The following is a 19067-nucleotide window of genomic DNA, read 5'->3' on the forward strand; positions in this document are numbered from 1 at the left end:
CTCCACTGGCAGCTGAAGCGAGATCCGCCGCTTGGCGCCTCACGCCGTCCGGCGCAGCGGGTAGGACGGCATCTCGACCTGGGCCGGCACCCGGTCCCGGGCGACGATCACCTCCGGCACCCCGGCGGCCTCGGCGGTGTCGAACAGGCCGACGAGGCGCGGGTCGTCGGCCTCGGCGTTCGAGGCGATCACCACCGCGTCCATCCACGCCGCGAGCGCGCTCACCAGGGGCCAGGTCTCGGCCTCGAAGCCGTCGCCGAGGCAGGCGATCACCCAGTCGTAGGCCTCGCCCAGCGCATCGAAGGTGAGCCCGAGCGCGTCGCGCCCGGCGATCAGGGCCTCGGGCCCGCCGCGGCCGCGGCCGATCAGGTTGAGGCGCGGTCCGGCATCGGCCTGGATCACCGTGGTGAAGTCGGCGCGCCCGGCGACGAGGTCGGTCAGGCCCGGTTGCGCGCCCCGCGGGCCATCGAGGCGCACCATCAGGGCGCGGCCGTGCAGCACGGCCGCGCGGCCGAGGCTGCGGGCGAGGCCGTCGAGATCCGCCTCGTCGCCGGTGCCGACGAGCAGCACCCGCCGTCCGCCGCTCGCGGTCTCGATCGCGTCGAGCCGGGCCACCAGCACGTCGAGGTCGTAGCGCGCCTCGAACGGCGCCCGGGCGGCCGGCGCCGGCGCGGGATTTTGCGCGACCGCGGGGACCGGCTCGGCGGGCGGCGCCGGCTCCGCTGCGGGATTGGGTGTGGGGCTCGCGATCACCTCCGGCTCGGGCGCGAGGGCGGCGGAGGCCGCCGCGGGCATCGCCGGCAAGGGGCGCGGGGCCGCGACGAAGGAGGCGTCCGGCTGCGGCTCGGCCTCGCGCCGGCGCACGGGCGGGCGGCCCCGGCCGCGGCCCGGGGGATCGCCGGCGAGTAGCGCCTTCGCCACCACGCCGCCGACGGCGAACAGGAAGGCGATGACGGTGGCAAAGACGATGATCGGCAGCTTCTTGGGGAAGGAGGGCAGGTCGGGCACCACCGCGCGGGAGACCACGCGGGCATCGGCGGGGGCTGCGCTCGCCGCGTCGCGGGCCGCGGCCTCGCGGAAGCGGCCGAGATAGGATTCGAGCTGCTCGCGCTGGGCCTTCGCCTCGCGCTCCAGCGCCCGCAGCGCGACCTCGTCGCCGTTCGCCTTGGCGACCACGGTGCGCTGGGCGTCCACCGCCGCCTGGAGGCTCTCGACCCGGCTGCCGGCGATGCGGGAATCGTTCTCGAGCGCCCGCACGGTGCGGTCGGCGGCGGCGCGGATCTGCGTCTCGAGGCCTTCGAGCTGGGCGCTCAGCTCCTTCATGCGCGGATGCTGCGGCAGCAGCGTGCGGGCCTCGAGGGCGAGCTGGGATTTCAGGCCGATGCGCTGCTCGACCAGGCGGCGGATCAGCTCGTTGTTGGCGACGTCCGGGATCTCGAAGCCGCGGCCGTCCTTCAGCATCTCGCGGATCAGCTTGGCCTTGGCGCCGGCATCGGCCTGGGCGGCGCGGGCCTGGGTCAGCTGGGTCGAGAGCTCGGCGAGCTGCTGGGCGGCGAGCGGCTGGTTGGCCGTGCCGCCGCTGCCGATCAGCCCGTTGCGGGCCCGGAACGTCTCGACCTTCGCCTCGGCCTCCGAGACGCGGCTGCGCAGGGCCTCGATGTTCGAGCCGAGCCAGGTCGAGGCGTAGCGGGCGGTGTCCACCTTCGCGGCGGCGAGCGAGGAGAGGTAGAGGTCCGAGATCAGGTTGGCGGCCCTCGCCGCCAGCTCGGGATCCTTCGAGCGGAACTCGACCGTCAGGATGCGCGACTTGCCGGCGGGATAGACCAGGAGCCGCTCGTAGTACTTCTCGAGCACCCGGTCGAGCGGGTCGCGGTCGAGGGGGTTCTGGGCGAGGCCGAGCATCACCAGCACCTGCTGGAGCCCGCCGACGCCCTGGACCAGGGGATCGAATTCGGGGTTGCCGACGAGGCCGAGCTGCTTGATCGCCTCGCGGGCGAGGTCGCGCGACATCACCACCTGGACCTGGCTCGCCACGGCCTGCTCGTCGATCGGCTGGGGCAGCTCGCCGCGATCCTGCTGCAGCCGCGTGAGCGCGCTGTCGCGGCTCTCGAGCAGGATCTTGGATTCGGCGGTGTAGCGCGGCGTCACCACCTGCACGAAGGCGACGGAGAGCCCGAAGGCCGCGAGCGTCGGCAGCAGGATGACCAGCTTGCGCCGCCGCAGCAGGCGCCCGACATCGCCGAGGCTGAGGCCGTCCTCGGCTCCCCGCGCCGGCCCGGCCTCGGCGTCCGCCGCCGGGGGCTGCGGCGTGCGGGCGGCCTTCCGGCCCTTCCCGGCGAGGCGGTCGGGCAGGCGGGAATGCGACCGCTCGGCGAAGGAGAACACGCGGGGCATGGTGGACCGTCGGTCGGGGAGCGGGAAGACGACCCGGGGAGGGCCTTCGGCGCGAGAACACCCGATTAAGGTTGCGGGCGAGTTAAGGCCCTCCCGGCGGCGACGATCCGGTCCCGGACAGGCGGTCCCGTGCGTCAGACTTCATTAACCACGGCGCCCTAGAGCTGGGGACAACACCCCGCCGACACGATTTGGACTGGCCGGAAGCGATGAACCGACGCGCCCTCCTCGCAGGCATGGCGACCACCCTCGCGCTCGGCGGCTGCCTGCGGCCGGAATACCGCACGGCGCTGCTCGACGAGACCGGCACGGGCTCGGTCGGCGCCGCCTACTCGCTCGCCGCGGGCGACAAGCTGCGGGTGATCGTGTTCGGGCAGGACAACCTCTCGAACATTTACGCGGTGGACGGCGCCGGGCGCATCGCCCTGCCGCTGATCGGCCCGATCAAGGTCGCCGGCGGCAGCACGGCCCAGGCCGCCCGCGCCATCGAGGCGCGCCTGCGCGAGGGGTTCGTGCGCGAGCCGCACGTCACCGTCGAGGTCGACATCTACCGGCCGTTCTTCATCCTGGGCGAGGTCACGACCTCGGGCCAGTACCCCTATGTCAGCGGCATGACGGTCGAGACGGCGGTCGCGATCGCGGCGGGCTTCGGCCCGCGCGCCGCCCGCGACTACGCCGTGCTCACCCGCGAGGGGCCGACCGGCCTCGTCTCCGGCATCGTTCCGATGACCTACCCGGTCCGGCCCGGCGACACGATCGTCGTCAAGGAGCGCTGGTTCTGAGGTCCGGCGGTCGAGCCGCACGGCTCGTCTTGCGCGTGACCGGTCGTTAACCACGCAGCCAGCGATACCGGGCCGGGCTCGACTTGCGGGCGCGCCCTTAACCTCCCGGCCACGGGCTTCGGGCGAGATGGAGGCTGCCGCGCGCCGCGGCGCCGTCATCCGTCTCGAGGACACGCCCGTGGCCGCCTCCCATCGTCGCCTCGCCGCAGACACCGCCCCGTCGGACGCCGCGCCGACGCCCCGGGCGGCGGATGCCCCGCGGGAGCGGATCCTGCACGTGTTCCGCGCCCCGGTCGGCGGCCTGTTCCGCCACGTGGTCGACGTCGCGCGGCTGCAGGCGCAGGCCGGCCACGCGGTCGGCCTGTTCTGCGACGCGAGCACCGGCGGCGCCCGGGCCGAGGCGGCCCTCGCCGAGCTGACGCCGCACCTCGCCCTCGGCGTCACCCGGGTGCCGATGCGCCGCAACCCGCATCCGAGCGACCTCGCGGCGCTCGCCGCGCTCTCCCGCCTGGTGGGCCGCGCCGTGCCCACCGTGCTGCACGGGCACGGCTCCAAGGGCGGCCTGTTCGCCCGCCTGGCGCCGGTCGGGCCGCGGGCGCGCCCGGTCCGGGCCTACACGCCGCACGGCGGCAGCTTCAACTACCGCCCCGGGACGCCGCTGCACCGCCTCTACATGCGGGCGGAGGGCCTGCTCACCCGCCGCACCGACGTGTTCCTGTTCGAGAGCGACTACATCGCCGGGCGCTACCGGGCCTATGTCGGGCCGACCGACCGGCTGGTGCGGGTGGTGCACAACGGCATCGGCGCGGCGGAGTTCGCCCCGATCGTCGCGAGCTCCGACCCGTTCGACCTCGTCTATATCGGCGAGCTGCGCGAGGCGAAGGGCGTGCCGGTGCTGTTCGAGGCCCTGGCGCGCCTGCGCCGGGAGCAGGGGCGGCGCCTGACCCTCCTGGTCGTCGGCTCGGGGCCGGACGAGGCCGCCCTGCGCGCGCGCGTCGCCGCCCTCGGCCTCGCGCGGGACGTGCAGTTCGAGCCGCCCCAGCCGATCCGCGCCGCCCTGAGCCGCGCCACCGTGATGGTGGTGCCCTCGCTCGCCGAATCGCTGCCCTACGTGATCCTCGAGGCGGCCGCGGGGGCCCAGCCCCTGGTCTCGACCGACGTCGGCGGCATCCCGGAGATCTTCGGCCCCGCCGCCCCCGCGCTGGTGCCGCCGCGCGACGCCGCGGCGCTGGCCGGGGCGATCCTGCGCAAGATCGACCAGGATCCGGAGGAGCGCCGCGGCGAGGCGGCGGCGCTCAGCGCCTTCGTCCGCTGCCGCTTCTCGATGAACCGGATGGCCGAGGACGGGCTCGCCGGCTACGCCGCGGCGCGGGACCGGCGCGGCTGAGGCGGCCGGACATCGTCGATTTTCAACAATCTCTTCGCGGTCGCCTTAAGCCTTCCCTCAGTCCCGGCGGGCAGGCTCGCGACAGACCCCGTACGCGGCGGCCTCGCCCGCCGCGATCCGGGACCGGAACAGTGCCGTGAGAATCGTACCATGAGAACCGTACCATGAGTGCGTTCGACGTCCGCGACATCCTGAAGACCGTGGCGGCCGGGCAGTCCGGCCGCGAGGCGGTGCCGCCCGCCGAGACGGTGGCGCCGGTGCGGCCGGATCCGGTCGTCTCGCCGGTGGTGTTCACCGGCTGCGTCCGGGCGGTCGAGTTCGTCCTCGTCGCGCTCGCCGGCCTGTGCGCCCAGCGCTGGCTGCTCGCCGGGATCGTGCCGCTGCATCTCGGCTACGTCGCGGCGATCCTGGGTCTTGCCGCCCTCAACGTGCTGGTGCTCCAGGCGCTCGGCGCCTACGGCATCCGGGCGTTCCGGGCCTTCTTCAGCGTCGGCGCCCGGGTGGTGCTCGGCTGGTCGCTGGTGATGCTGGTCGCCGCCACCGTGCTGTTCTTCGCCAAGATCGGCGACCAGTACTCGCGGCTGTGGCTGTTCAGCGTCTACGGCGGCGGCCTGGCGCTCATGGTCACCGAGCGCCTCGTGCTGTCGATGGTGGTGAGCGCCCAGATGCGGCGCGGCCGCTTCGACCGGCGCGTCGCCGTGGTCGGCGGGGGCGAGCCGGCCGAGGCCCTGATCCGGGCGATCGAGGCGCAGGGCGATTCCGGCCTCAAGGTGGTCGGCCTGTTCGACGACCGCAACGACGGCCGCTCCGCCGACGTGGTCGCCGGCTACCCGAAGCTCGGCACCGTCAGCGACCTCGTCACCTATGCCAGGCGCACCAAGGTCGACCTGATCGTGTTCACGCTGCCGATCTCGGCCGAGGCGCGCATCCTGCAGATGCTGGCCAAGCTCTGGGTCCTGCCGGTCGACATCCGCCTCTCGGCCCACGCCTCGAAGCTCCGGCTTCGCCCGCGCAGCTACTCCTATCTCGGCTCGGTGCCGGTGCTCGACGTGTTCGACCGCCCGATCGCCGACTGGGACGTGGTGGTCAAGGGCGTGTTCGACCGCGTGGTCGGCGCGATCCTGCTCGTCCTGCTCTCGCCGGTGATGCTGGCGGTGGGGCTCGCCGTGAAGCTCACCTCGCCGGGCCCGGTCTTCTTCCGCCAGAAGCGCCACGGCTTCAACAACGAGGTCATCGACGTCTACAAGTTCCGGTCGATGTACACCGACCAGTGCGACCACGCCGCCGCCAAGGTCGTCACCAAGGGCGACCCGCGGGTGACCCGGGTCGGCCGCTTCATCCGAAAGAGCTCGCTCGACGAACTGCCCCAGCTCATCAACGTGGTGAAGGGCGACCTGTCGCTCGTCGGGCCGCGCCCGCACGCCCTCCAGGCCAAGGCCGCCAACACCCTCTACGACCAGGTCGTCGACGGCTACTTCGCCCGCCACAAGGTGAAGCCCGGGATGACCGGCTGGGCCCAGATCAACGGCTGGCGCGGCGAGACCGACACCAACGAGAAGATCCAGCGCCGGGTCGAGCACGACCTGTACTACATCGAGAACTGGTCGGTCTTCTTCGACCTCCAGATCCTGGCGATGACCCCGCTGGCGCTGTTCAAGACCGAGAACGCGTACTGACGAAGGCGCCGCGGCGCATCCGGCCTCCGGGCCGGGAGCCCCGCGAGCGGCAACCCCCCGGCGTCGCGCGCCGTCGCCCGGCCCTCGCCCGAGGCAGGGCAGCCTTGTCCGGGGAGAGCGTCGGGAGGCTGCGAGGGGCGCGACCCTTTCCCTGACGGTCCCGCGCGAGAAGGGAACGGTTCCCCCGGCCGTCGCGGGATGGCGAGACGATCAGGTGGAAAACTACGTACGGCGCGGATGCGCAGCCGCTTCAAGTGTTTCCTCCTTGTTCCGGTCGAATGTAGCCGAGTAGCCAGACAGCCATGGCGGCGATTCTGCGGCAATTTCGTCGTCGTGTCGGCGACGTCGATAAATATAAATGTAGCATAAATAATAATTGATACGCATCAAGTATATTATAGTCGGGTAGCGTATTGTCAGCCTTGGTCGATTTCCGTGCCCGAGCGGGTGACTCGCTGCACTTGATTGCTCCAAGCCGGTCCGGTTGCCGGGCCCGAGAAAGACTCCCTTGTGCCAGTTGTCAGGATTCCGACATTGCCTAACGGTTAAAAGATAGTTAACGAGGCGTATGTCGTTTCTTGAAACGACACAAGGCGCGCGTCTAAAGCGGCCGTCCTCGGAGGATCAACAAGATGTTTCTGCGCACTCTCGCTGTCGTCGGCATCGCGTCCCTGGTCACGGCGACCGCCGCTCTCGCCGGGAACACCGCCATCATCAACCAGAACGGCGTGTATAACGGCGCCTATACCGCCCAGCGCGGCCTGAGCAACACGGCGATCACGTCACAGAACGGCACCTTCAACGGTGCCGGGATCCGCCAGCGCGGCCCCGACAACGCCGCCGGCATCAGCCAGTACGGCTATTCCAACGGCGCCCGCGTGATCCAGACCGGCCCCCGCCCGAGCTACATGCCGTAAAGGCGCGGCGACGTCCGGAGCGGGCCGCTCCGAGCGACGATCGCGGCGCCCGCGATCCAGCCGACGCCGCCGCGTTCCCGCGGGGCGGCGTTCGCACCCCTCGACGGCGCGCCGCGGCGCTGCCGGGGCGATCGGGACGAGCACGGAGGCCGGGAGTGAGTGCCATGAGAGGGCTGGGCGTCTTGGCCAATCTGGGCCTTCAGGGCGGATCGGGCTTTCCCGCCGGGCTGGGCATCCTGGCCGGGCTGGCGGCGGGCCTCGTCGCGGGCGCGGTTCACGCGCAGGCGCTGAGCGTCACGCAGATGCGCCAGGCCAACGTCTACGGCGTGATTCAGGTCGGCCCGCAGGTCAGGCCGACGACCGTCACGCAGACGGGCCAGTCGAACATGGCCGGGATCATGCAGGCCGGTGCGAACCCGCGTGCCGGCATCGCACAGACCGGCCGCACCAACTCCGCCTTCATCGGCCAATACGAGACCGTCCTGCCGCGGGGCAGCCTGCGCATGCCGTGATCGCGGGCCGGGAGCCCGCCGCGCCCGCACGGCTGAATCTTTACGTACCTGCGCGACCCTCCCGATCTTCCTCGGGAGCGAGCGATGACGCGCACGACCATGCTGGCGGGCCTGGCCCTGTCCCACCTCCTGTTCCAGGCGGGCGAGGCCGGGGCCCAGGGCCTCTCGGTGCAGCAGGCCAGCACCCGCAACTACCTCCACGTGATCCAGGCGCGGAGCCCGTTCCACACCCGCTCCTACACCCTGACGGCCACGACCGGTCACACCACCGTCACCGAGATCGTGGCGATCGGGCCGGATCCCGCTCCCCTGAGCGTCGCCCAAACCGGACTCGCCAACCGCGCCTCGGTCTACCAGCTCGGCGTCGCGCCGAACCTCGACGTCCGGCAGCAGGGCGTCGTCAACGCGGTCCGCGCCCAGCAGATCGCCATGCCGTAGGCGGCGTCATACGATTTCCGGCCGATCGCGTCGCGATGCGGAAATCAGCGTCGCTCAAGCGCCGCGCGGGCTGGTGATACGAGATCCGGAAGTAATCTTCCGGATCTCGTATCAGTTCACCGCCGGGCTCGCGACGTCGCTTCTCCTGAGTTCGGCCAGGCGGCCGGCCGGCGCCAGCGTCCCGGTCCGGATCGGGGCGGGCGCGGTCTCGCCGCGGCGCGGCGCGTCGTCCGGCTTGCGCGGTGCGCGCGCCGTCGGCGTCTTGTCGGGAGCAGGTGTGGGGGAGGCGGGCACCTTGCGCATCCAGATGCCGCGGGCGCTGCCCTGGCGGACGAGCTCGTAGACGCTGGCCTCGATCGCCTCGCGCACGGCGGTCTGCACCGCCTCCTGGAAGCTCGCCGCCACCTGGGCGTCGAGGATGCGGCGGCCGAGGACGCGGGTGACGCTGGCATTCGCCCCCGCGGTCACGATCGGGCGCGAGGCGTTGATCGAGGTGACCACGACGCCGTCGCGCACGCGCACGAGGCGCAGGTTGACGGTGACGAGGTCCTTGCTCTGGTTGAGGCCGCCGCCGTAGCCGCCGAACAGCACGCTGCCCGATGCCGCCTGGGTCGGCGAATCGTAGGAGACGACGCCGCCGGTGACGATGTACTCGGCGAACCTCAGGGGGTCGATCAGGTCCTTGGGATCGCGCTTGAGGAAGGCGTAGGTGTCCTGGATCAGCTTGCGCTCCCGCAGCAGGCTGTCGAGGTAGCCGCGCTCCACGACGTTGAACCAGCAGCCCTGGCCGGCGGTCTTGAGCGCGTCGACGAGGATCGCCGAGGCACCCTGCGTGATGGCGCGGGAGAATTCCGGGAAGCCGACCCGGACCGACGACTTGTTCTGGCCCGTCAGGTCCTGGAAGTCGTAGACCGCGACGTTCAGCGGCGCGGCCGGGGCCGGAGGCAAGGTGGCGAGCTCCTGGCCCGTATTGGTCAGGGTGCCGACCGCCGGACGGATCCCGAGCGATCCGGTGTAGTCGTAGCGCGCGCAGGCGCCGAGGCCTGCCGGCAGGCCCAGCAGCGAGAGTCCGAGAGCGAGCCCGCGCATCCGTCTCATCACGTTTCCGTCCCACCTCGCCCGCGTTCCAGCGCGAAGGCCAGTATGGTTAATTCAACAGTAAGATTAATTTAGTATGAAACCGGCTCAGGCAGCGGTTCGTTGAGTCTTCGGTTCGATTGCAGACCGAACCAAGGGGCGGCCCGCCGTCGTCCTAGTGCACCTCACAAAACTCCCGCTGCGCGGACCCCGCCACAGCGAGCGGCGACGGTGATCGGGAGTTTTGTGAGAGACACTTTATCTTCGCTATGTCGCAGAAAGGGAGAAGACCATGTCGTTGCACGGGCCACTCATGTTCCTCCTGGCGGCCCTGGCCGCGACGGGCGCCCTCGCGCAGTCCGTGCCGGCAACGAACGACGTTGCGGCCTGCACGCTCATCGCGGACCCGACGGCGCAGAGACTCTGCCTGGAGAGCGCGCGTCAGTCGCGGCCGGCGGCGACCTTCGACCCGACGGCCCAGAAGCAGCGCGCCGAGCGGCGTCCGCCGCCCGGTCGCGACGCCCTGAGCCCGGTCACGAAGCCGGGTGCGGCCACGAAGGCGGCCACGACCCCGGAGAGCTATCGCGAGACCAAGTGGCGGCTGCAGATCCCTTGAGGATCCGGTCTCTCACTCCGCGGTCGCGTCGACCGTCAGGCGGTCGAAGATCTTGCCCGGGCTCGGGGCGGAGCTGAAATCCATCAGGCCGAGCCCGCCCGGATCCTTGGCGGCCGCGTTGACCGAGAGGCGGCCGGGCTTGACCACGAAGCGCGACACCGCTGCGCCGAGCGCCCTGGCGGAGGGCGAGCCGCCGAGGACGGCGGGGATCCCCAGCATCGCGGCGGTGCCGTACTCGCGCTGCAGCTCCTCGGGCTTGAGGCTCTGGGCCTTGGCCTGCTGGTCGACGAAGCGCTGGAACAGGCCGCCATTCTCCAGGGTGAGGCCCAGGGACTTGGCGCTGGCGCCGAGCAAGGCCAGGGACGACACCATCGGCTCGGGGTCGAACACCTCCTTGCCGATCCCGCCGATCGTGCCGGTGATCCGCGCGGTGCCCATGTCCTTGGCCGAGATGGTCACGTCCCGCAGGCTCACCTCCCGGGCCGCCTCGTCCCAGCGGGCGTCGATCCGGCCGGAGAGGTCGAGGGCGGTGTAGCCGAGGCCGGCGAGGTCGGAGAGGACCGGCGCCGTGGTGCCGGGCGGGACCGCGGTGGTGAAGCCGTCGACGACGAGGCGCGAGGCGGTCGGCACGCCGTCGCGCGGCTCGCTCATGTCGAGGCTGCCGCCGCGCACGGAAAAGCGCAGCGGACCCGACGAGGCGGCGAGCGGATCCGCACCTTGGGCCGGCAGATCCACGTCGAGGGCGTCGAAGGCGATGCGGGCGAGGGAGGGGGCGTAGCGGCGCATCTCGGCCGGGTCGAGCGGGCCGGCGGCGGCGCGGCGCAGGCCTTCCAGCACCGGCTTCAGCGACAGGCCGGAGAGGGACAGCCCCTTCAACGCGACCTGGCCGGACGCGGCCTCGACCTTCAGGCCCTCGGCCTTCATCAGGCCGGTGCCGCCCTCGGGCGCGTAGCTCAGCCGGGCGAGGCTCGCCTGGACCGGGTTCGGCTTCGGCCCGCCGCCGGGCGCCGCGAGGGTGATGCCGCTGATCTCGAGCCCGCCGAGGCCGATCCCGTCGAGGAGGTCCGCGGCGAGGCCCGCCATGCGCGCCCGCTCCGGGTTCCCGGGCTTCTCGGCCGCGTCCTTGCCCGCGCCCTCCGCCAGCGCCCGGACCGTCTCGCCCCACGGGATCGTGGTCGGCCGGGCGGCGAGGTCGCGGGCGTCGATCCGGGCGATGCGGAAGGCCGCCCCGTCGGGGCCGGTGAGCGCGATGTCCTCGGCGGTGATCCCGCCATAGACCCGGATCGGCGCCGCGTCGGGCCCGCCGGCCTCGGTGAACAGGCGCGCGAGGCCCGGAAGGTCGATCTCGCGGGCGCTCAGGCGGCCGTAGGCGCCGGCGGCGTCGGGCCCCGGCCCCTCGACCGTCAGCGTCGCGCCGCCGGCCTCGAGCGTGCCGATCCGGCCCGCGGTCACGTCGCGCGCGACGACGTCGTGATAGACCGCGACCTGGACGCGCCCGCCCGCCGGCTGCTCGACGCGCAGGACCGGGATCACGATCTCGCGGGCGGAGAGCGTGTCGAGGCGGGTCCGCCACGGGGCGGGCCCGGCCGGATCGAGGATGGCCCGCGCCTCGTCCCGCGACAGGCCGGTGCCGCGCAGTTCGAGCTTCGGCGCCTTCAGGGTCACCGGTCCCAGCGGCACCACCACCTCGTCGAGGGCGACGGTCGCGCCTTGTCCCGGCGCCCCTTGTGCGAGCGCCGGGCCGGCGAGGAGCGGCACGGCCGCCGGCAGGCCGGCGGCGACCGTCGTGCAGGCGAAGACACCGAGCGCGGCCCGGGCCACGCCCGTTGTGAGAGAGCGGGTCATGGCGGAACGTCCCGGGATCGAGAGAGACAGAAAGTGGAGCCTAGAGGGAGAACGAGGTGCCGCAGCCGCAGGAGGCGGTGGCCTGCGGGTTCTCGATCTTGAACGACTGGCCGATCAGGTCGTTGACGAAGTCGATCGTCGCGCCCTCCATGTACGGGAGCGAGGTCGGATCGACCAGGACCGTGGCGCCGTCCTGCTCCACCGCCAGGTCGTCGTCGGTGCGGTCCTGCGCGATGTCGAAGGCGTACTGGAACCCGGAGCAGCCGCCGCCATTCACGCTGATGCGCAGCATAGAGCCGGGCGGCTCGGAGCCCATGATCTCGTTGATGCGGCGGGCGGCGCGGGACGTCAGGGTGATCGGGGTCATCGACGGCTTCTCGGGTGGGGGTCCGGCGTGCGATGGCAACATAAGAATTGAGAGCGTGCGCCGCAACAGCGGCGCGAGAATGGTCATGGACGCCTGCGCCGCGACGGCGGCGCGAGAGTGGTCACGGACGAGCTGCGCCGCGACGGCGGCGCAGGGATGCGATCGGGGGGCTGGAACGTGAGACGGACAGGCGAGCGCTGGCGGGCCCCTACGGCAGCGACCCGTTCGCGTCGCGCGGGCGGCTGATCCCCGAGGGCGCCTCGCCGACCCGCACGGACTTCCAGCGCGACCGCGACCGGATCGTGCATTCGGCGTCCTTCCGGCGGCTCAAGCACAAGACCCAGGTCTTCGTCCACCACGAGGGCGACCATTACCGCACCCGCCTGACCCACACCCTGGAGGTGAGCCAGATCGCCCGGGCGCTCGCCCGCGCGCTCGGCTTCGACGAGGACTTGGCCGAGGCGCTGGCGCTCGCCCACGACCTCGGCCACACCTGCTTCGGCCATACCGGCGAGGACGCGCTGCACGCCTGCATGCGCGATCACGGCGGCTTCGACCACAACGCCCAGGCCCTGCGCCTGGTGACCCGGCTGGAGCGGCGCTACGCCACCTTCGACGGGCTCAACCTGACCTGGGAGACCCTCGAGGGCCTCGTCAAGCACAACGGCCCGCTCCTGACCCCGGACGGCCGCCCGACGCCGCATTACGCCGAGGGCGGGATCCCGGTCGCGATCACCGAGTACAACGCGCTCAACGACCTCGAGCTCGCGACCTTCGCCGGCCCCGAGGCCCAGGTCGCGGCGCTCGCCGACGACATCGCCTACGACGCCCACGACCTCGACGACGGGTTGCGCGCCGACCTCTTCTCCCTCGACGACCTCGCGGAGGTGCCGTTCCTCGCCGGCCTCCTCGACGAGATCCGCCGCACCTATCCGGGCCTCGAGCGCTCGCGGGTGGTGCACGAGCTCGCCCGCCGGGTCATCACCCGCTTCGTCGAGGACGTGATCGCCGAGGCCGAGCGGCGCCTCGCCGATCTCCGGCCGGCCGACGCCGCCGCGATCCGCCACGCCCCGGCCCCGGTGGTCGCCTTCTCGGAGGCGATGGCCGCGGCCGACCGGGACATCAAGACCTTCCTGTTCGCCCGGATGTACCGCCATCCCGGCGTGATGGCGGTGCGCCGCCGCGCCGCCTCGATCGTCGACGATCTGTTCTCGGCCTTCCGGCGCGACCCGACCCGGATGCCCGAGGAGTGGAGCGCGGGCCTCGCCGGCCCCGACGACCCCCGCACCCCGCGCCGCGTCGCCGACTTCATCGCCGGCATGACCGACAACTACGCGGTGAGCCAGCACCGCCGGCTGTTTCCCGAGACGCCGGACCTGCACTGGGTGATCTGGCCGGGGCTGGAGGGGTAAGGGGCGCGGCCCGGCCGGCTGCGCCCTCGTCTCGGTCAGCTGCTCGCGGTCGGGGCGATCAGCGTCTCGGTCGCGCCGGCCGGGTCCATGCCGATGCGGCCCCAGCCCGGCAGCTTCAGGGCCGGGCGGCGCAGGTCGAGCCCCGCCACCGCGCCGAGCACGTTGACCTCGATCCCCTCGACCCAGCCGAGGGTGAGGCCGAGATAGCCCCGGGCCGAGAGCTGGAACCCCGTGCGGCTCGGGGTCCGGGCGATCGGGCGCTCCGGGTAATCCTTGCCCAGAGCCGTCGGCGGCAGCGCGACCTGGAGTTCCGGCACCGCCCGCAGCACGTGGGCCACGAAGGTGTTGGAGTTCGGCCCCGGCCAGGCGCTGTAGCTGCCCGCCTTCCGGTAGGGATAGGCCGCGACCGCCTCGCGGATGCGCGGCACGGCGCGCGCCGCCGCCTCGCCGTCGAGGGCGAGCACCACCTGCGGCGGGTTGCCGAACCAGCGCGCGTCGGCCGCGTAGGCGTCGGTGCGCACCGGCAGGCCCCAGCCGACCACGTCGTAGCGGGTGTAGCGCGGGGCGCCGGCCTCCTTGACGACGATCCAGGTGTGATGGGCGAAGATGCCCCGCCAGCGCCCGACCCGGGCGGCGTAGATCCGCACGGTCGCCTCCGGTGCAGCCGCCGCGGCGGGCAGGAGCCGCGCGCTCGACCAGTCGGCGGTGGCCCAGTCGGGCGCGAGGTCGTCGCGGCTCCACCACCACAGGGCGTGGGTGGCGAGCGGCAGCAGGAACAGGAGGAGAAGCGCGAGCACGACCGTGCGCGCGAGCCAGGCCAGGGCGAGGAGCATGACCGTGAAGATGGTCACCCGAGCGTGGCGGCGCAACCGGCAAGGCCCTGCGCCGTTCTCGTACGAACCGGAGCCGCACGAGACCGTTATCGACGGGCAAGTGTACTGCGGACAGGTATGGGAGAGCGCGATGGCCGAGGTGAAGCGGGTGCTGGACGCCCTGGTGCGCAGCCGCCGCGGTGGGCTCGCGGCTTCCGCCGCCCTCGGCGGCCTGGCGCTGCTCACCGGGCTCGCCCTGCGGGCGACGCAGCGCGAGGCGCCGGCCGGCACGGCCGGGAAGCCCGCCGGCACCCCTGTCGAGGCCGGCGCGCTCAGCGACGACGACGCGACGCTCTGCCTGCGCATCATGGTGGCGGCCTCGGCCGCCGACGGGGTGATCGATGCCCGCGAGCGCGAGCGCCTCGACGCGGCGGTGGCCGAGTCCGGCCTCGACCTCGCCGGCCGGCAATGGCTCGCCCGCGAGCTCGAGGATCCGGCGACGATCGACGAGATCGCCGACCGGGTGCGGGATCCCGAGACCGGCGCCCGCGTCTACGCCGCGGCCCGCCTCGCCATCGATCCCGATACGATGCAGGAGCGCACCTTCCTGCGGATGCTCGCCGAGGCCCTCGACCTCGACGAGAACGCGGTCGCCCGGGTCGAGACCGGCCTCGCGGCCTGACCGGAGCCGGGGATCCATGCACGCCGCCGGCCGGCACGCCCTCGAACTGCTCGCCCGCCTCGGCTACGGCGCCCGCGGCGTCACCTACTGCCTCGTCGGCGGCCTCGCGGTGCTGGCGGCGATCGGCGTCGGCGGCCAGACCGGGGGCAGCCGCAGCGCGCTCCTGATCCTGCTCGAGCGGCCCTTCGGCTGGATCCTGCTCGGGATCGTCGCGTTCGGGCTTGCCGCCTTCGCGCTGTGGCGGGTGGTCGAGGCGATCACCGACGCCGATGCTTACGGCCGCTCGGCCAAGGGGCTGGCGACCCGGGCCGGCCACCTCGTCAGCGGCGTGACCTATGGCGGCCTCGGCGCCTCGATGATGACGGCGGCACTCGGGCGCGGCACCGCCCGCCAGGCGGAGGACCAGGGCGCCCGCGACTGGACCGCCTGGCTCTTGCAGCAGCCTTTGGGCCAGTGGCTCGTCGGCGCGGTCGGGCTGATCGTGATCGGCGCCGGCCTCGCCTTCGCGTGGAAGGCCTGGAAGGGCGACGTGTGCAAGCGCCTGTCGGTGCCGCACGACGCCCGCGACTGGGTGCGCCATGTCGGCCGCTTCGGCTACGCCGCCCGGGCGCTGACCTTCGGGCTGATCGGCGGCTTCCTGATCGCGGCGGCGCTCGCCAGCCGGTCGAGCGAGGTCAAGGGCCTCGGCGGCGCCCTGCAGACCCTGCGCGGCGAACCCTACGGCTGGGTGCTGCTCGGCCTCACCGCGGCCGGCCTCGCCGCCTTCGGGGTGTTCGGCCTCGTCCAGGCCCGCTACCGCCGCATCGAGCCGCCGGACCTCGACGCGGCGCGCCGGGCCGTGAAGGATATCGCGGGATAGACCGATCCGTCAGGAGATTGCATGGACGCGCCGCTGCCGCTTCGCACCGAGTTCCTGTTCCGCATGAGCCTCACGGTCGGCGCGCCGCAGGCCGTCGGCCCCTCCCGCGGCACCGACCTGCGGGTGGTGCCGGTGACCGGAGGCACCGTCTCCGGCCCGCGCCTCACCGCCGAGGTGCTGCCCGGTCCCGCCGGCGACTGGTTGCGTGTCGAGCCCGACGGCACCACGCATCTCGACGTGCGCCTGACCCTGCGGGCCTCAGGCGGCGCCCTCGTCTACTGCCACTATACCGGCCTGCGCGCCGGCCCGCCGGAGGTGCTGGCCCGCCTCGGCCGCGGCGAGGCGGTGGCGCCGGAGGATTATTATTTCCGCACGGCTCTCCACTTCGAGACCGGGGCGCCGGATCTCGCCTGGCTCACCCGGATCCTTGCCGTGGGGGTGGGGCAGCGGCTGCCGCAGGGGCCGGTCTATGATGTGTATGGCGTGATGTAGTTTTAATATTTAAATTAATTTAATTCATTAATTTTTTTATAGAAATAATATCTAGATAGCTAACTTATTGCTTGTATTATTGTAGTTTTGTGCGTATTTGATGTCGATTTGCTACTATCTCTGATATGAATGAAGACAATTCAATGCTATAAAAATGCGGCATCATATCAACAAGGTATCAAGAGGTAGCCAGTGTCGGATAACGCCAATAAAAATCCAAATAACGATCTTAATGATTATAATGAATCCGATCTTAATTTGAGCAAAAAGAGATACGAGCTTAATGTTCTTGGCTTATTCCAGGCGGACGCCGGAGATATCGCTGCATCTCGTGTGCGTGCTCGATATCTTCATAAAGGCGGTAACATAAGGAGTGCTGGAGACGAGGTTGAGTCTGCCGTCAGAGAGTACTATCGGCGCAGGCTTCCCACGGATTATTCTGTACACCACGGCCACTTTCTTGATAAAAATCTTTCTCTTAGTTCTCAAATGGATTTGATTATTGCCGATGCTTCTCGATTTCCGATTTTCTTTAGAGGGCAGGAAGGAATGGAGTATGTGCCGTATGAAGGTGTTTATGCCTTTGGGGAAATAAAATCCTCTTTGACAAATGCAAATATAATAGATTTTGTAAATCAAACAAATATTATATTTAATAAATTACAGAGGGCAAATGTCTCTAATGGATATATAGATACATTTTGCATGAACGAACATGGCGGTATTACTGTTTACCCGCGACCAGAGAGGGGAGATATTTATAGATTTATATTTGGCGTTACGAGCAAGACTTTTAATGTGAATAAATGTTTAGAGGATCTTTGCAATACTGACCCTAGATTTGCTCCTAATGCGATCTGCATGCTCGATAAAGGGATAATAACTTCGGCTAGAGCATGGAAGGCTGATAGTCGCGTAGATGTAGTTTATGTGCATCCTCAGAAAAAGCGCGACCCAATAAGGGATGATCAGGTTGATGGTTGGGCTTTTATTGAACCAGAAAATGACTACAAAGAAGGATCAACATTGTTTTATGCGTATGCACTTTTACTTGAGCATCTAAAAAATGCCGTTTTGCTGCCTGCAAACTACCTTGATTATATGGAAGGATTTTTTGGGCGCACTACAAGATTTATGGCCGGAAACCGAAGAAATAATGATTAGGCCTAAGTTTTGATAGGTCTGCTCATTATGGCTTCTATCGAACTTTTCATACTAACAGCGCCGGTTCCCCTCCAGGAAGCTTCCGATTCGCTCTAGCGCCTTTGAGATGTTCTCCGCCGAATTGGCGTAGGACAGGCGCAGATACCCCTCGCCGTGCACGCCGAAATCCGGCCCGCCGATCGTCGCGACGCCGGCTTCCTCCAGGAGCGCCGAGGCGAGCGCCTTGGCCTTCCAGCCGGTCTCGGCGATGTTCGGGAAGGCGTAGAACGCGCCCTTCGGGGTGATGCAGGAGACGCCCGGCAGCCGGTTCAGCCCCTCGACCACCAGGAGGCGGCGACGGTCGAACTCGGCCATCATCGCGGCGACGCAATCCTGCGGCCCGTCGAGGGCCGCGATGCCCGCCCACTGCGTCGCGGCGTTGACGCAGGAGAACGAGTTCACCGCGAGCTTGCGGGCGGCGTCGTAGAACGGCGCCGGCCAGACCGACCAGCCGAGGCGCCAGCCGGTCATCGCGTAGGTCTTGGACGCGCCGTCGAGGTAGATCAGCCGGTCGCGGATCTCCGGATAGGCGAGCAGCGTGTGGTGGCGCTCGCCGTCATAGGTCATCGTGCCATAGATCTCGTCCGACATGATGGTCACGTCGGGATGCGCGGCGAGGCCGGCGACGAGCGTGTCGATCTCGGCCTTCGGGGTGACGCCGCCGGTCGGGTTGGCGGGGGAATTGAGGATCAGCAGGCGGGTGCGCGGGGTGATGAGCGAGAGCGTCTCCTCGGCCGAGAAGGCGAAGCCGTTCTCCTCGCGGATCGGCACCGGGACCGGCGTCGCGCCGGTGAACTCGATCATCGAGCGGTAGATCGGGAAGCCCGGATCCGGGTACAGGATCTCGGCCCCCGGCTCGCCGAACATCAGGATCGCCATGAACATGGTGACCTTGCCGCCCGGCACGATCATCACGCTGTCGGGCGAGACCTGGACGCCGAGGCGCCGGTCGAGGTCGCGGGCCACCGCCTCGCGAAGGGGCAGGATGCCGGTCGCCGGCGTGTAGCCGTGGTGACCGTCGTGGAGGGCCTTCACCGCCGCCTCGACCACGTGGGGCGGGGTCGGCATGTCGGGCTGGCCGATGCCGAGATTGATCACGTCGCGGCCCGCCTGGGCGAGCGCCGTGGCGCGGGCGAGCACCGCGAAGGCGTTCTCCTCCCCGATGCGCGAGAAGGCGGGGACGACGACGGGCATGGCGGTCTCTCGTTTCCTCGAGGAGTCGAGGCGGGGCGATCAGGGCTCCGCCGCGCAAGGTCCCGCGGCCTTCACGGTGCCGTCGGGACGGAGATCTGTCCGCTCAGCGCGGGGTGTTGCGCTCGGCCAGCCGGCTGACGCCGAACGAGATCGCGCCGCCGATGACGGTCAGGATGATGCCGGTCTTGATCGCCGCCCAGAGCAGCGAGCGCTCGATGCCCTGGTCGGTCAGCATGATGATCAGGCAGACGATGACCGGGATCGACACCACGATGGCGATCGGCACGAGCGGGTTGGACGTCTTCTCTTGGCTCATTGGGCGGCTCCCCCGAACGATCGAGCGGTATGGTTCAGCCGGCCTCATAGCACCGCTCGCCCGCGTTGCGACAGCGCCCGCGCGAG

The 19067-nt window shown here is 70.2% G+C and carries 18 protein-coding genes and 1 pseudogene; 12 read left to right on the forward strand and 7 right to left on the reverse strand.

The window, feature by feature from the left end; all coding sequences use genetic code 11:
- Nucleotides 1-39 precede the first annotated feature (39 nt).
- Nucleotides 40-2394 (reverse strand): GumC family protein, encoded by a 2355-nt coding sequence (locus DK419_RS21550; RefSeq protein WP_109960908.1) that lies wholly within the window; start codon nucleotides 2392-2394, stop codon nucleotides 40-42.
- A gap of 209 nt (nucleotides 2395-2603) precedes the next feature.
- Here DK419_RS21550 and DK419_RS21555 point away from each other — a divergent pair, with 209 nt between their 5' ends.
- The 6 genes from DK419_RS21555 (at nucleotide 2604) to DK419_RS21580 (ending at nucleotide 8106) form a co-directional block, all read left to right on the forward strand.
- Nucleotides 2604-3176, forward strand: coding sequence for a polysaccharide biosynthesis/export family protein (locus DK419_RS21555; protein WP_109960909.1), 573 nt, complete (start codon nucleotides 2604-2606; stop codon nucleotides 3174-3176).
- A gap of 178 nt (nucleotides 3177-3354) precedes the next feature.
- On the forward strand, nucleotides 3355-4563 hold the full coding sequence (locus DK419_RS21560) for a glycosyltransferase family 4 protein (protein WP_425352602.1): 1209 nt from the start codon (nucleotides 3355-3357) through the stop codon (nucleotides 4561-4563).
- Nucleotides 4564-4727: 164 nt separating this feature from the next.
- The gene (locus DK419_RS21565; RefSeq protein ID WP_109960911.1) at nucleotides 4728-6239 is read left to right on the forward strand and encodes an undecaprenyl-phosphate glucose phosphotransferase; all 1512 of its coding nucleotides are present in this window, start codon (nucleotides 4728-4730) and stop codon (nucleotides 6237-6239) included.
- 632 nt (nucleotides 6240-6871) lie between these two features.
- The gene (locus DK419_RS21570; RefSeq protein ID WP_109960912.1) at nucleotides 6872-7156 is read left to right on the forward strand and encodes a hypothetical protein; all 285 of its coding nucleotides are present in this window, start codon (nucleotides 6872-6874) and stop codon (nucleotides 7154-7156) included.
- 164 nt (nucleotides 7157-7320) lie between these two features.
- On the forward strand, nucleotides 7321-7668 hold the full coding sequence (locus DK419_RS21575; protein ID WP_162561346.1) for a curlin repeat-containing protein: 348 nt from the start codon (nucleotides 7321-7323) through the stop codon (nucleotides 7666-7668).
- A gap of 84 nt (nucleotides 7669-7752) precedes the next feature.
- Complete coding sequence (locus DK419_RS21580) at nucleotides 7753-8106, forward strand: hypothetical protein (RefSeq protein ID WP_109960914.1); 354 nt, start codon at nucleotides 7753-7755, stop codon at nucleotides 8104-8106.
- A 111-nt stretch (nucleotides 8107-8217) separates the two neighbouring features.
- Here the strand turns inward: DK419_RS21580 and DK419_RS21585 are convergent, their stop codons facing one another.
- The gene (locus DK419_RS21585; RefSeq protein WP_109960915.1) at nucleotides 8218-9204 is read right to left on the reverse strand and encodes a CsgG/HfaB family protein; all 987 of its coding nucleotides are present in this window, start codon (nucleotides 9202-9204) and stop codon (nucleotides 8218-8220) included.
- 271 nt (nucleotides 9205-9475) lie between these two features.
- Here DK419_RS21585 and DK419_RS21590 point away from each other — a divergent pair, with 271 nt between their 5' ends.
- The gene (locus tag DK419_RS21590) at nucleotides 9476-9799 is read left to right on the forward strand and encodes a hypothetical protein (RefSeq protein WP_162561348.1); all 324 of its coding nucleotides are present in this window, start codon (nucleotides 9476-9478) and stop codon (nucleotides 9797-9799) included.
- Nucleotides 9800-9811: 12 nt separating this feature from the next.
- Here DK419_RS21590 and DK419_RS21595 read toward each other — a convergent pair whose 3' ends face one another.
- Entirely contained in the window at nucleotides 9812-11644 is a 1833-nt protein-coding gene (locus DK419_RS21595; protein WP_109960917.1) for a hypothetical protein, read from the reverse strand.
- A gap of 40 nt (nucleotides 11645-11684) precedes the next feature.
- Nucleotides 11685-12011, reverse strand: a complete 327-nt coding sequence (erpA, locus tag DK419_RS21600) for an iron-sulfur cluster insertion protein ErpA (protein ID WP_109960918.1) — start codon at nucleotides 12009-12011, stop codon at nucleotides 11685-11687.
- A 156-nt stretch (nucleotides 12012-12167) separates the two neighbouring features.
- On the opposite strand from erpA, the pseudogene DK419_RS21605 reads away from it, so the two are divergent.
- A pseudogene (locus DK419_RS21605) lies at nucleotides 12168-13423 on the forward strand (deoxyguanosinetriphosphate triphosphohydrolase).
- A gap of 35 nt (nucleotides 13424-13458) precedes the next feature.
- On the opposite strand, the gene DK419_RS21610 reads toward DK419_RS21605, so the two are convergent.
- Nucleotides 13459-14256 carry a DUF3750 domain-containing protein gene (locus DK419_RS21610; protein ID WP_109962428.1) on the reverse strand — a complete coding sequence of 266 codons (798 nt, stop codon included), beginning with the start codon at nucleotides 14254-14256 and terminating at the stop codon, nucleotides 13459-13461.
- 130 nt (nucleotides 14257-14386) lie between these two features.
- Between DK419_RS21610 and DK419_RS21615 the strand changes: the two genes are divergently transcribed.
- From DK419_RS21615 to DK419_RS28795, 4 genes are all read left to right on the forward strand, one after another.
- Nucleotides 14387-14917, forward strand: a complete 531-nt coding sequence (locus tag DK419_RS21615; RefSeq protein WP_109960919.1) for a tellurite resistance TerB family protein — start codon at nucleotides 14387-14389, stop codon at nucleotides 14915-14917.
- Nucleotides 14918-14933: 16 nt separating this feature from the next.
- On the forward strand, nucleotides 14934-15776 hold the full coding sequence (locus tag DK419_RS21620) for a DUF1206 domain-containing protein (RefSeq protein WP_109960920.1): 843 nt from the start codon (nucleotides 14934-14936) through the stop codon (nucleotides 15774-15776).
- 21 nt (nucleotides 15777-15797) lie between these two features.
- A complete protein-coding gene (locus tag DK419_RS21625; RefSeq protein ID WP_109960921.1) occupies nucleotides 15798-16268 on the forward strand; it encodes a DUF3237 domain-containing protein in 471 nt (156 codons plus the stop codon).
- A gap of 192 nt (nucleotides 16269-16460) precedes the next feature.
- On the forward strand, nucleotides 16461-17432 hold the full coding sequence (locus DK419_RS28795) for a DUF6602 domain-containing protein (protein WP_162561350.1): 972 nt from the start codon (nucleotides 16461-16463) through the stop codon (nucleotides 17430-17432).
- 51 nt (nucleotides 17433-17483) lie between these two features.
- On the opposite strand, the gene DK419_RS21630 is transcribed toward DK419_RS28795, so the two are convergent.
- Together DK419_RS21630 and DK419_RS21635 are read right to left on the reverse strand one after the other, a co-directional pair.
- Complete coding sequence (locus DK419_RS21630; RefSeq protein ID WP_109960922.1) at nucleotides 17484-18665, reverse strand: pyridoxal phosphate-dependent aminotransferase; 1182 nt, start codon at nucleotides 18663-18665, stop codon at nucleotides 17484-17486.
- A 103-nt stretch (nucleotides 18666-18768) separates the two neighbouring features.
- Entirely contained in the window at nucleotides 18769-18981 is a 213-nt protein-coding gene (locus tag DK419_RS21635) for a hypothetical protein (protein ID WP_109960923.1), read from the reverse strand.
- Nucleotides 18982-19067 lie beyond the last annotated feature (86 nt).

It is taken from the genome of Methylobacterium terrae, assembly GCF_003173755.1.
In the GTDB taxonomy this organism is placed as follows: domain Bacteria; phylum Pseudomonadota; class Alphaproteobacteria; order Rhizobiales; family Beijerinckiaceae; genus Methylobacterium; species Methylobacterium terrae.

What these genes read in the sequence shown, in the direction of transcription:
- DK419_RS21585 (WP_109960915.1), bottom strand. Translation starts at nt 9,204, where the DNA reads ATGAGACGGATGCGCGGGCTCGCTCTCGGACTCTCGCTGCTGGGCCTG.
- DK419_RS21610 (WP_109962428.1), bottom strand. Translation starts at nt 14,256, where the DNA reads ATGCTCCTCGCCCTGGCCTGGCTCGCGCGCACGGTCGTGCTCGCGCTT.
- DK419_RS21575 (WP_162561346.1), top strand. Translation starts at nt 7,321, where the DNA reads ATGAGAGGGCTGGGCGTCTTGGCCAATCTGGGCCTTCAGGGCGGATCG.
- DK419_RS21590 (WP_162561348.1), top strand. Translation starts at nt 9,476, where the DNA reads ATGTCGTTGCACGGGCCACTCATGTTCCTCCTGGCGGCCCTGGCCGCG.
- DK419_RS21555 (WP_109960909.1), top strand. Translation starts at nt 2,604, where the DNA reads ATGAACCGACGCGCCCTCCTCGCAGGCATGGCGACCACCCTCGCGCTC.
- DK419_RS21630 (WP_109960922.1), bottom strand. Translation starts at nt 18,665, where the DNA reads ATGCCCGTCGTCGTCCCCGCCTTCTCGCGCATCGGGGAGGAGAACGCC.
- DK419_RS21615 (WP_109960919.1), top strand. Translation starts at nt 14,387, where the DNA reads ATGGCCGAGGTGAAGCGGGTGCTGGACGCCCTGGTGCGCAGCCGCCGC.
- DK419_RS21570 (WP_109960912.1), top strand. Translation starts at nt 6,872, where the DNA reads ATGTTTCTGCGCACTCTCGCTGTCGTCGGCATCGCGTCCCTGGTCACG.
- DK419_RS21580 (WP_109960914.1), top strand. Translation starts at nt 7,753, where the DNA reads ATGACGCGCACGACCATGCTGGCGGGCCTGGCCCTGTCCCACCTCCTG.
- DK419_RS21620 (WP_109960920.1), top strand. Translation starts at nt 14,934, where the DNA reads ATGCACGCCGCCGGCCGGCACGCCCTCGAACTGCTCGCCCGCCTCGGC.
- DK419_RS21595 (WP_109960917.1), bottom strand. Translation starts at nt 11,644, where the DNA reads ATGACCCGCTCTCTCACAACGGGCGTGGCCCGGGCCGCGCTCGGTGTC.
- DK419_RS21635 (WP_109960923.1), bottom strand. Translation starts at nt 18,981, where the DNA reads ATGAGCCAAGAGAAGACGTCCAACCCGCTCGTGCCGATCGCCATCGTG.
- erpA (WP_109960918.1), bottom strand. Translation starts at nt 12,011, where the DNA reads ATGACCCCGATCACCCTGACGTCCCGCGCCGCCCGCCGCATCAACGAG.
- DK419_RS21565 (WP_109960911.1), top strand. Translation starts at nt 4,728, where the DNA reads ATGAGTGCGTTCGACGTCCGCGACATCCTGAAGACCGTGGCGGCCGGG.
- DK419_RS21550 (WP_109960908.1), bottom strand. Translation starts at nt 2,394, where the DNA reads ATGCCCCGCGTGTTCTCCTTCGCCGAGCGGTCGCATTCCCGCCTGCCC.
- DK419_RS21625 (WP_109960921.1), top strand. Translation starts at nt 15,798, where the DNA reads ATGGACGCGCCGCTGCCGCTTCGCACCGAGTTCCTGTTCCGCATGAGC.